At 61.8% G+C, this 11,362-nt stretch carries 8 protein-coding genes; 1 reads left to right on the top strand and 7 read right to left on the bottom strand.

Annotated features, from left to right (window positions below; all coding sequences use genetic code 11):
• The first annotated feature begins 349 nt into the window (after positions 1-349).
• Positions 350-2,437 (top strand): right-handed parallel beta-helix repeat-containing protein, encoded by a 2,088-nt coding sequence (locus VEK15_25295; protein ID HXV64040.1) that lies wholly within the window; start codon positions 350-352, stop codon positions 2,435-2,437.
• Positions 2,438-2,653: 216 nt separating this feature from the next.
• Here the strand turns inward: VEK15_25295 and VEK15_25290 are convergent, their stop codons facing one another.
• The 7 genes from VEK15_25290 to VEK15_25260 form a co-directional block, all read right to left on the bottom strand.
• Positions 2,654-3,964, bottom strand: a complete 1,311-nt coding sequence (locus VEK15_25290) for a hypothetical protein (GenBank protein HXV64039.1) — start codon at positions 3,962-3,964, stop codon at positions 2,654-2,656.
• Between the two features lie 143 nt (positions 3,965-4,107).
• On the bottom strand, positions 4,108-5,433 hold the full coding sequence (locus tag VEK15_25285; protein ID HXV64038.1) for a M24 family metallopeptidase: 1,326 nt from the start codon (positions 5,431-5,433) through the stop codon (positions 4,108-4,110).
• Between the two features lie 204 nt (positions 5,434-5,637).
• Positions 5,638-6,669, bottom strand: coding sequence for a ribosome small subunit-dependent GTPase A (gene rsgA, locus VEK15_25280; protein HXV64037.1), 1,032 nt, complete (start codon positions 6,667-6,669; stop codon positions 5,638-5,640).
• Positions 6,670-6,790: 121 nt separating this feature from the next.
• On the bottom strand, positions 6,791-8,518 hold the full coding sequence (locus VEK15_25275; protein HXV64036.1) for a proline--tRNA ligase: 1,728 nt from the start codon (positions 8,516-8,518) through the stop codon (positions 6,791-6,793).
• A gap of 246 nt (positions 8,519-8,764) precedes the next feature.
• Positions 8,765-9,454 carry a methyltransferase domain-containing protein gene (locus VEK15_25270; GenBank protein ID HXV64035.1) on the bottom strand — a complete coding sequence of 230 codons (690 nt, stop codon included), beginning with the start codon at positions 9,452-9,454 and terminating at the stop codon, positions 8,765-8,767.
• 3 nt (positions 9,455-9,457) lie between these two features.
• Positions 9,458-9,922: a polymer-forming cytoskeletal protein gene (locus VEK15_25265; protein HXV64034.1), complete on the bottom strand. Its 465-nt coding sequence runs from the start codon at positions 9,920-9,922 to the stop codon at positions 9,458-9,460.
• Between the two features lie 143 nt (positions 9,923-10,065).
• A partial coding sequence (locus tag VEK15_25260) for an aminopeptidase 1 (protein ID HXV64033.1) occupies positions 10,066-11,362 on the bottom strand: 1,297 nt, incomplete at its 5' end.

Genomic DNA, 11,362 nt, shown 5'->3' with positions numbered 1-11,362 from the left:
CGCGCAGAGCTCGATCACTCTGACGGTGGACGATCCCTGACAATCGTCCGCATCGGGCTCCTTCGAAGGCATGAGATGTGAGCACGCAGTGCGAATAATCGGTCGGTTCTCCACCGTAATTTGAGCGCCACGTAAATCACGCACTCGCGCCCCGGCGTTTGACGCCTTCCCTCGAGGAGTGATACTTTCACATCGACTATTCTTCGGTTGGGGACTTTGCGAAGCCGTCGAGCGGGTGCCCCGTGGGCGACTGCCTTGCTTGGCGCCGATCACCTGATTTTGTAGCGCGCCACGGAGTTGACATCTAATGGGCACGCAAACGAGTCCGTTGTCGCGTAGCGAGGACTCAATGGTCCGGACGCGACTCGCTCGCCGTCATTTGCCGTTCGCTCTCGGGATCTTCGTCACGGCTCTTATTTCTTCGTGGGTATCCACGGCCGGGGCCGCCGTACTCCACGTGCCCGATGACTTCGCGACGATCCAGGCCGCCCACGATGCGGCGGTCTCGGGTGACACCATCCTGGTAGCACCGGGAACCTACGTGGGGCGGATCACGATCACCAAGGCGATAACGCTCGCGTCTCATTTCCTCATAAATGGAAACGAGAATTTCATCGGCAACACCATCCTGGACGGCGGCAATGGTCCATACGTCATTTCGATTCCCGCAGGTGCGGAAGACGGGTCGACGATTCAGGGACTCACGATCCAGAACGGGACCGACGGTATCGCGCCCTTCGCCAGGTTCAACCTGCTCCACTGTGTCGTTCGCGACACGAGTGACGGGGTGGATTATGAAAGGGGTAGCGGGGGCCTGGTTCGCTTCAGCACGTTCGAGCTCAACAGCGACGACGGGATCGATCTCGATTTCGACGTGGACATCCAGATCCTCGACAACGTCATCCGTGACAATGGTGACGATGGCATCGAGATCCGGCTGCAAAATTACACCGGCCCGACCAAGAGCTACGTCATTGCCGGAAACGATATCTACCGGAACGTGGCGGACGGGATCCAGCTCATTTCCTACGACGTAGAGACCGACAGATTCTTCGAGATCTCCAACAATTTCATCCATGACAACGGTGCCGCTGGCCTGGGCATGATGGATGGAGCTGCCTCGAACGAGGACTTTAGAGCCGCGAGCCTTCCTGAGGTCATTTACGTTTTCAATAACACGTTCGCCAACAACAACCACGGAATCAGCGGTGGTGACAACACCGTCGTGTTGAACAACATTTTCGTCGATCATCCTGCCATCGCGGTAAAGAACGTCGACGCCAACTCGGCGCTGGCTTTCAACTTGTTCTTCGGCAACGGCACGAGCCACTCCGGCTCCAATGTGGACGTCGCGACCAGCGTCTTCGAAGATCCCGCGTTTGGTGCGGGCTTTGAGCTTCTGCCGAACAGCCCGGCGATCGACGCGGGAACCGCCATCTACGCCTGGCAGGGAACGACCGTGCTCGAGCTCCCTTCGAGCGCTTATTCCGGCGAAGCTCCGGATCTCGGAGCGTTCGAGTTCGAGAGTGGTGACGGTTTGCCGCCCGAGCCGCCGATTCTCGCGAGCCCGGCGGATGGAGCCCTGAACGTGGGTGTAATGCCAACTCTTGCCTGGCGGGGAAAGGGTGCGATCTTCACCGTCCAGGTGGCCCTCGATCCCGGCTTCGTCCAACGCATCGTCAATGCTTCGACGTCGGCGAGGAAGTACGAGGTCAGGGTGGGCGCCCTCGAACATGTGACGTCCTACTATTGGCGGGCCAGCGCATCGAACGGCAATGGCACGAGTGATTTTTCCGCCGTGCGATCGTTCACGACCGAGGCGCCGAACGCGCCGCCGACTGCGCCCGTCCTCGTCTCACCGGCGAACGGGGCGGAAAATGTGCGGCTCGACGCGAAGTTCTCCTGGGCGGGGACGGCGGACGAGTTCGAAGTCGAGTTGTCGACGGATCCTAATTTTCTCTCCGCCGTGTCCTTCTCCCACGGCGCCTCGACCCAAATGCAGTTTCCTCGGGGAACTTTGGCCTACGACAGCGTTTACCATTGGCGCGTTCGAGGCAAGAACCCGCTCGGATTGGGTCACTTCTCTCTGCCCTTTACCGTCACGACCGGAGGGCCGCCGGATACCGTGCCGCCTAATCAACCGAGGAATCTCAGATCACCGGCTCAGACCGAAACGACGATTGATCTGGCCTGGGACGCCGCGACCGACAACGTGGCTGTCATGTTCTACATCATCTACCGTGACGGATCCATGATTGCCAGCGAATCGGACACGACCCACACGGCAGTGGGCTTGACTCCCGGTTCCACTTACGCCTTCCAGGTCTCCGCCCTGGATGCGGGCGGGAACGAATCGCTCTTGAGTCCCGTCCTGAACGTTGCGACTCAGGGGGGGGCGAACTTCGTAGGCGAGCGACGTTCTCGTCGGCGCCAGTAGCAGGGTGATGAAAAACTCGGCCCACCCTGCGCGAGCGGAGCGAGCCTGGCGCAATCGTCCGCATTCGGGCTCCTTCGTGGGAATGAGATGTGAGCACGCCAGTGCGAATAATTGCCGCGCCGTAAGCAGGCCGAGCCGTGGCGGCACGATCGATCGCGGGTCCCGCCGCGGCACTGAGCACTAAGAGAAGACGACGCCGCACCGAGTCGGTTTCGGTCACTGGCTCGTTAGCTCTCGGAGTCTCCGGATCGCATCCCGGAAGGCCAGTCGACCGGAACGGGGGTCGTAAACAATGGCGGGTACGAGGCGTCCACGAATCGTGTCCGGGCTCGAGCGCCCATACGCCATCAACGTCTTGGCAAGGGCCTCCTTCTGGGCATCGATCGCACGGTCTTCCGAGACACCCGTCAGGAGATCGTTGAGCGTCCGACCCGTTGCTTGGGCTCGAAGAAGCGCGTCCACCACCATCGCCTTCAGTACGTTGTGGGCAAAGTTGAAATAGAAAGAGATCGGCGAATAGGTACGATTCGAAGGACGATGCCGCTCGAACTCGTTCAGAAGAACAGGAGCGTACTTCAGAAACAGCTCACGGAAATCGGAGAGCTCTCTCGCGTGAGCCGACAGGGACTCTGGTGCGGTTCCGACGAAGGCCCTTGCATCGGGGGACAATCCGTTCAAAATCCCCTCGACCAGCCGGTCCCGCTGGAGCCCGGCACCTCCCTCGCCCTGCGTACGTGAGAATTCATTCATCAAGGTCGCGAGAGCGAAGCAGAGCCAGGGATAATCCGGAACGTTGTCGTTGCGCATCGCCACGATGTCCCTTCCGTAGGTCGCTTCGAATCCGAAGCGCAGGTGGCTCGCGAGAATGGCGGCGTGAACGATAGCCAGACGAAGGCGATGGGGTTGATCCAGAGCTCTCAAGCGCTCCAGAAGCCTGTCGTACGCTCGATGATCGGGCTCGAAATGGGACGTGGCGATGAGTATGAGCGTCTCGGCGCCATCGACGAATCTCTGGCCGCTACCATTCGGGCCCTGCAGCTCCTGAAGGAGTCGAGTGAGCCGGTCGAGGTTTCCGTTCGGGTTCCCCTCGTCCCATACCCTTAGAGACAGGAGGGCCAGAAGGTAGAGCAGGTAGTAGTCGAGCGCTATCGAAACGACCGTTTCGTCCGCGTGCGGAGCGTCGGGTGAATCGACGAGGAAAGTGACGACGTCGACAGGTATCGTGTTCGGGTTCAGCCGGTCCGCTTTGCCGTCCCAGTCGTGCAGGACGTGAAAGCCGTCCTGGCGGGTGCGCTCGTCCAACTTGTGGACGATTCTCTCGAGGGAAATTTGCCCCGAGCCAGCCTCGAATCGATGGTTCTCGATGTCGCGGCGGAGCCTCTGAAGAGCTTGGGTGCGCCCGGATTTGAAGGTCGCCGCGGCAATCTCCCGGCGAGTCGTCCCCTTCAGGATCTCCTCGATGCGTGCACAGGCGAGCTCAAAGGTGATCTCCGGCCTCGAGCGGTGACGTTTTGGTTTCGTGGGCATGGTTAGTGCTCGGACGTCACCGCCGAACGAGCAAATTCTAATCCTTTTGCCCATCCTGAACGAAGCAGGCGGCGCTGTCGTGATAGAAGGCCGAGATCCCCAGAATGTTCATCGTTTCAGCCGCGCCCGGTTGCCCACGGACCTCACCGAACGAGGTGAAAGGACTCCTGTCGCCTCAGGATCCATTCCATCTTGCCGTCCTCGGTCATCGCCGCGTCTTCCTCGAGCGCGATGCGCACTTCTTGATTGTCCCACTCGGGCACCGGGGTAACGGCATAGAGCTCGATCGAATGCCAGGTGTTCGGAATGAGGCGAACCTCGCCTCGACCGGGAACCCCTTCCTGTCGATCGTAGAGGCCCACGAGCGGGCCCGCGCCGTGACCATGGTCTCCGATCGGGTGGTTGTAGATGCGACCCTGAATGCCCTCGGAATGCATCTGCGCCAGCGCACTGGCGAGGACCTGGTTGCCGGTCAGGCCGGGCTTGATCTGAGTCATGACGATGTCTTGAAGGCGGTTGGCGTTGAGAAGAGCTTTCTTCAGCCCCTCGGGCGCGTCGTCCTCCCCCTCGCGAAGAACGTAGCCCATGTGCTGCGTGTCAGTGGCTAGCCCCGTGGCAAAGATGCCGAAGTCGGTGTGAAGGACGTCCCCCCGTTCGATGACGATTTCGCCCTCGAGAGCCGCGCCTCTTCGCTGCACGCTCACCGATGGCTGGAACCAGGAATCCATGGCTCGATCGTGCACTTGCTGGCGCAGCCACCACAAAACGTCGCTGTTCGTCGTTTTGCCGGGGACGATGACCTCGCTCGAGAACGCGGTGGCGATGAGGTCGTGCACGATCTCCATCATCTTCTTGTAATAAGGGCGCATGGACGGCACCCGGATGGCGAGGTAGTGGAGCGGCAAGAGCTCGGCCGGCACGAACCGGGCGGTCCATTTCGGACCGAGAGCTTGCTCGAGAAGCTCTCTCTCGCCGGACGCGAGCCCGTCCGAGAAGGCGTGGGTGTGGGAGACGTTGATCGCTATAGTCTCCGGCTGTCGTTCCTCGACGATCTGGCGAAGCACCCGCCACTGGGCGTCGAGGTAGAGCTCCCGCGAGTCGTCTTCCGGATCTCGAACCGACTGGTACACCCCGCCCTGGTCTCCGCCTCCGAGTGCGAGGCGCTCGACGCCTCCTTCGGGGCCGCGGTCGTAAAAAACGAAGATCGAGCGCCGTCTGGCGGCAAATCGTGTAGGCGACACGAGAGCGCGGAACACCGGGTCTTCGTTGTACTCGCTCATCTGCACGATCCACATGCCGACGCGGTTCTCCCGCATGAGGCGTGGCAACACGTCCTCGAGCCGCTCCTGGAGCCACGCTTGTCGGATTGCGGCCTGCTCCCGCAACGATGGGAGACCGTTGACGTTCTGAGCGGTAGCGGTCGCTACCAGACCGGCCCAGAGCAGGGCCACGGTGAGCGCTGTCCTCATTTTATGCCCTCCAGGAGGAAGAGATCAGGCGGAAGCCTTGGCGAAGTCGAACGCTCCGCTCGCGCAGGGTGGGTTTGTGTTTTTCGTCACCCCGCTCGTACTTGCGCGAAAGCCCATTTAACAAGCGGCGATTGTGAACGAATCGACCGCGGGGCGTCAAAACCGAGGCTGGATGGTCGAGCGACGGTGAGCTCGAGGACCAGTTCAAGTCCGTCGGTGGCGACCGGAGCGACGCATCTCTCGATGAATGGCACGCCATTTCTGTTTCTCCAGACGTCGGGCCGACTCGTCCTGGCGAATCTGGAGGTAGTGCAGCTCCCGCGTGAGTGCGCGAAAACTCTCGAGCCTCGCTTCCGCCAGACGGCCTTCGGCAATGGCCGCCGCGACGGCGCAACCGGGCTCGTGCCCATGGCCGCAATCACGAAATCGGCATTCCCGTGAGAGCGTGGCGATATCCTCGAAGGCCGCATCGAGGCTGGGCTCTCTGCTCCATAGCTGGAGCTCACGGATTCCCGGGTTGTCGATGAGAAGCGCTCCGCTAGGAAGAGCGAACAGCTCGCGTCGGCTCGTGGTATGGCGACCGCGCTCATCGCGCGCGCGCACCGGGCCCGTCTCTTGGACATTCTGCCCGACGAGCCGGTTGATGATCGTGGACTTCCCCGCACCCGACGAGCCGACCAGAACCGCGGTCTTCCGCGGCTCGAGGTGCATGTGAATGCTATCCAACCCATCTCCCGTCAGGGCGCTCAATGTCAGGACAGGAGCTCCGAGAGTCACGCCTTCGAGATCGTGTCGAGATCGTGCCGTCGGCAGGTCAGCTTTGTTCAGGACCACGACGGGAGAGACGCCCGATTCCCAGATTGCGGCCAAGTAGCGCTCGACGCGTCGTGGATTGAAATCGCCGTCGAGTCCCATGACCAGGAGCACCACATCGAGGTTCGCCGCGACCACCTGCTCTTCGGTCTTCCTCCCCGCTGCCTTGCGCGAGAGCTTGGTTCGGCGCGGGAGGACATGCCGGATGAGACCGGACTCGCGATCCCAGGCGACCCAGTCGCCCACGGCGACGGACGTGCCGTCGTGTAAGAGCCGTCCCGACGCCCTCGCCGAAGCCTCTCCCGAGACCGTTTTCAGCCGGAAGCCACCGGTCGAAACGACGCGCGCGGGCTCGAGCCCGGGTGGAAGCTGTTCGAGAGCTTCGGAAAAGAAAGGACCATAACCGTAGTCTTCTAGAGACACTTCTCGACCTCGCTTGACGATTGAAACGGGTGATTGCCTGAAGAAATCAGCTACGGCTGGTCAACAATCATAGGTCGACAGTCATGGTGCCACGAAAAACCCCGCGAGGCAAACTCGAGGACTAACGCGGCCTCGTCGCCGCGAGCCGCTCCGCGGCTTCGCGCACGGCTTCAGCCACGTCATCGAGCGGTATTTCCCGTTTCTCCCTCGAAGCCCGCTCGACGAGCTCGACCTGTCCTTTTTCGAGGGCCCGGGGCCCGGGAACGATCCGCAACGGGAATCCAACGAGATCGGCGTCCTTGAACTTCACCCCCGGTCTCTCGTCACGATCGTCGAGGACCACGTCGTAGCCCTCGCGGGCGAGCTGCTCGTAGATGGCTTCGGCCTTGGCCATCGGGTCTTTTTCCTTCGGAGAGATGGGTGTGACCACGATGTGAAACGGCGCAACCGCCCACGGCCAGACGATCCCATCGTCGTCGTGATGCGCCTCGATCACTGCGGCTACGAGACGCTCGATGCCGATGCCGTAAGATCCCATGACCACGGGAACTTCCGTCCCCCGTTCGTTCAGCACCTTCAACCCCATGGACTCCGAGTAGCGAAGACCGAGCTTGAAAATGTGACCGAGCTCGATGGTTCTTCTGATCTGTAGCTCCTCGCCGCAGTCTCGACACGGGTCGCCGACGACCACGTTCCGGAGGCTCGTGAAGCGAACCCGCTCGAGATCGCGCGCGACATCGACGTTCTTGACGTGGAAGTCGTCCTGGTTCGCACCGGTCACCATGCCGCGGCGCCCTTCTAGGGCGTCGTCCGCATAGACGGTGAGCCCGGAAACGCCGATGGCGCCCAGGCTTCCCGGATGGGCCCCGAGCGTCTCCTGACATTCTTCGGCCGTTGCCGGGCGAAACCGGGTGGTTCCGGTCGCTTCCGCGATCTTGACTTCGTTGAGCTCGTGATCTCCCCGCAGGAGGAACAGCGTGGGTTCGTCCTCGACGATGTAAAGGAGCGTCTTGATCTGACGTTCCGCCGGAGCCTCTTCGGTGAAACGGGAGAGCTCCTGGATCGTACGGATACCGGGCGTAGCGAACTTCTCGACCGCTTGCACCTCGTCCGGATCGATGACCTTCGAAGCGACCGACACGGCCTTCTCGAGATTCGCTGCGTATTCGCAGCCGCGACAGATGACTGTCCAGTCCTCCCCCGCATCGGAGATGCTCATGAACTCCACGGACTCCTTGCCGCCCATCGCTCCCGAGGAGGCCTGAACCGCGATCGCGTCGAGGCCGCATCGTTCGAAGATCCGGCGGTAGGCGCGGGCGTGGAGATCGAAGGCACGGTCGAGGCCAGCGAAGTCGGCGTCGAAAGAGTACGAATCTTTCATGGTGAACTCTCGACCGCGCAGGACACCCGACTTCGGGCGGGCCTCGTCGCGAAGCTTCGTCTGGATCTGGAACCAGATCTGCGGAAGCTGCCGGTAGCTCCGGATCTCGTCACGGGCGATCGCGGTGAAGACCTCCTCGTGCGTCATTCCGAGGCAGTAGTCTCCCTGTCGCCGATCCTTCAGGCGGAACATTTCCGGGCCGATCTGATCCCACCGTCCGCTCTCCTTCCAGAGCTCGCCCGGATGCAGGACCGGCAGGTGGAACTCCTGCGCGCCGATGCGCTCCATCTCCTCGCGAACGATCCGCTCTACCCGCTTCGCCGCGCGAAAGCCCAGCGGAAGCTTGGAATAGATACCTGCCCCGAGCTGACGGACCAGACCGGCCCGCAGCATCAGCTTGTGGCTCACCGCCTCGGCGTCAGCCGGGTCGTCACGAAGCGTGGGAATGAAGATTTGAGACCATCTCATGATGTAGCCGTTCTCCCTCGATGATATATCATCCGGCCGCCGGCGCTCAGGAGGAGCGGTCTCGCTCACATTTATGGTCGCCTATAGGCGAATCAAGTTGGAACGGCACGAGGGAGAGAAGAAAGCCGATGCCCGCGGCGCGCCAGACGGCACAGACCTATCGGGGAGCAGGCTCCAACATCTATATCGACTGGGACAATGACCTCGTCGTCGTGGCTCGCTGGATCGGCGAAGGCTTCAACAGGTTCATCCAGAAGACGCTCGACTCCATCGAGGCACCCGCTCCAACCGAGAATGCGGCACGATCGCGGTAGCTCTTCGTAGGGGCGGGCGCATCCGATAGCTGAACGCATATTCCACCGAGCCGTTTCGCAGCTGGAACCTTTTCTCGACCGCGAGTCCGCGCATGAGCTTCAAGAGACCCGGCTCGGCGTAGCCTGGGGATGGGCGCGACTCTTCCGCCGAAGGCTCGTAGGTCACGGTGCTCTCGTTCTCGATCCGGTAGACAGCCGGAGAAACCGGCATCTCGTGGCCGGCGGCGACGAGCGCATGCATCTGAGTTCCGGGTCGAAGGTACGGGTTCAGGCTCGACATCAGGTGCGAAAGCTCCTCGGGGAACAGATAGTTCAACACGTCCCACGCCAGGACGAGATCGAAGCGCGACGAGGGATCGTAGGACAAGAGGTTCTGAAAGATTCTCGGGGGACGAGGTCCGCCGCACCTCATCGGGGCGGCGCTTCGAAACAGATCCGCCACCGTGATCTGCGCGCCTCGGCTCGTGAAGAACTCGACGGTCTGAGGATTGGCGGCCCCCAAGTCCAGGACCGAGGCGTTCTCTCGCGGAAGATGGGCCAGCAGCCGGGGTAGAGCGAGTACCCGCTGGGCCAAGGGTCGAGGATCATCTTCGTTGCCCGCGCGTCGACCGAACAGTCCCATGGCTCAAGCCTGTGCCCGAGTGAGAGGGTCGGTGGCGATTGGCTTCAGAGCGGTGCTCACGCTTCGGGTCGACTCCATGTCGATCGAGCCTTTGAAACGGCAGCCGTTCTCCAGCGTCACGCTCTTGGCGGTGATGTTCCCCTCTACGCGCCCGCTCTCGAGGAGAATGACTTTCTCCGCACCCGCGAGATTACCTTTGACGTTACCCGCGACTTGGATGCTCACCGCCTGGATGTCTGCGTCGATGGTGCCTTTCTCGCCGACGGTCACGCTACCGGTCTTGACGGTGATCTTTCCGTCGACCTTTCCCTCGATGACGAGATCTTCTTCTCCATAGACTTCGCCCTTGACGACCACGCTCGGGCCGATGCGCGCCGGCACCGTCGGCTTGCTCGGAGGAAGCGGCGTTCGGACCACCTTCTCGGGTTCGGGTCGCAGGGACGGTTGGGGACCGGGTTTCTTCCACATTTCGATCAACTCCTTTCCTACAACGATATAGGAGTAGATTGCGCCAGACCGTGAGCCCGGTGAAGGGATTTTCCACCCAGGAAGTCGCGTGGAAATCCCCCCGGGTCCCGCCAGGGAATCGAGCATTATGACGGCATTGAGCTCTATGAAGGACCCGACGGGCGCGCCGCCATGAAGAACGCGTGCATCGCCCGGTAGAGGCTGTAGACGTCGAGCTTGGAGCTGACCGAGTAGGGCGTGTGGATGGAGAGCACGGGCACGCCGAGGTCGATGACTTCCATGTTGTCGTCGGCGAGCGCCCTTCCAATCGTTCCTCCACCCCCTCGACCCACCTTGTAGGTCGCCACCTGCCAGGGGACCTGAGCGTCATCGAGAACCTTTCGGATCCAGGCGGTGTATTCGGAGTTGGCGTTGAATCCGCGTCCGTACATCTTGAGGTTGACGCCTTGCCCAAGGCGCGGGGCATTTCCTTCTTCCCAGGCGTCGGGCCACATGGGGTTGACCCCCGGGTTGACGTCGGAGGACAGGACGCGGGTCGCGCGGAGCGCCCGACGCAGCCAGTGCTCGCGGAAGGCTTCGCCCATCTCCTCGTACAGAAGACGTCCCATCAAGTCCACCAGGTAAGTCGAGTCCGCTCCGGTGTTGTTCACGTTTCCCACCTCCTCGTTGTCCACCAGATAAGCGATGGCGGTGAGCTCGGGGTCGGGTGAGTCGAGAATCGCTCGAAGCGCGGCGTAACCCGACAGGCGGTCGTCCTGACCGTAGATCGCCATGAGGCCCTGGTCGAACCCGACGTCGCGCGGCGCCAGCGCGGGCACGAGTGCCAGCTCCGCGGAAACGAGGTCCTCGAGCTCGATCTCGTAAGTCTTGCGAAGGTACTCCACGACCGCCTGCTTCACGCCACCGGTGTCTTTCGCGGGAACGTGTCCCACGATGGGGTCGAGCTCTTCGAGCTCGATCGCCTCGCGCGCCCGCCGCTCTCGAAGCTGCGCATCCACGTGGGGCGAGAGATCGGCGATGAGAAAAGTAGGCTGGTCTTCCTCGTTCCCCACCGAGATCCAGACGGTTCTGCCGCTCTTGAGATCCACCCGTCCCATCAATGCGAGCGGCAAATTCGTCCATTGGTACGTCTTGAGTCCGCCGTGGTAGTTGGTTTGAAAGAGGGCAAAGCCTTCTTTTTCGTATAGCGGTCGCGCTTTGAGCTCCAGCCGCGGCGAATCGATGTGCGCGCCCACGACATGAAAGCCTTCCTTGACCGGCCGCTTGCCGACGACGATCAGTGTCAAAGTGCGGTCCCGGTTGACGTCGTAGAAACGAGCCCCGGGGCGCAAACGGGAGCCGTCTTCAAGCTCGGAGAAGCCCGCTTCCCGAGCCAGGCGAACCGCCTCGCGAACGAAATGAAGCTCGGTCTTGGTCTCCTTCATGAAGGCCTTGTAGGCG

It is taken from the genome of Vicinamibacteria bacterium, assembly GCA_035620555.1.
Taxonomy (GTDB): Bacteria; Acidobacteriota; Vicinamibacteria; order Marinacidobacterales; family SMYC01; genus DASPGQ01.
The sequence above is the reverse complement of the archived record's forward strand: the minus strand, read 5'-3'. Positions and strand labels throughout refer to the sequence as shown.

Bases quoted from the DNA above. Each gene is read 5' to 3' on its own strand.
- VEK15_25275 (HXV64036.1), bottom strand. From the start codon at position 8,518: ATGAGATGGTCTCAAATCTTCATTCCCACGCTTCGTGACGACCCGGCT.
- VEK15_25265 (HXV64034.1), bottom strand. From the start codon at position 9,922: ATGTGGAAGAAACCCGGTCCCCAACCGTCCCTGCGACCCGAACCCGAG.
- VEK15_25295 (HXV64040.1), top strand. From the start codon at position 350: ATGGTCCGGACGCGACTCGCTCGCCGTCATTTGCCGTTCGCTCTCGGG.
- VEK15_25285 (HXV64038.1), bottom strand. From the start codon at position 5,433: ATGAGGACAGCGCTCACCGTGGCCCTGCTCTGGGCCGGTCTGGTAGCG.
- VEK15_25270 (HXV64035.1), bottom strand. From the start codon at position 9,454: ATGGGACTGTTCGGTCGACGCGCGGGCAACGAAGATGATCCTCGACCC.
- VEK15_25290 (HXV64039.1), bottom strand. From the start codon at position 3,964: ATGCCCACGAAACCAAAACGTCACCGCTCGAGGCCGGAGATCACCTTT.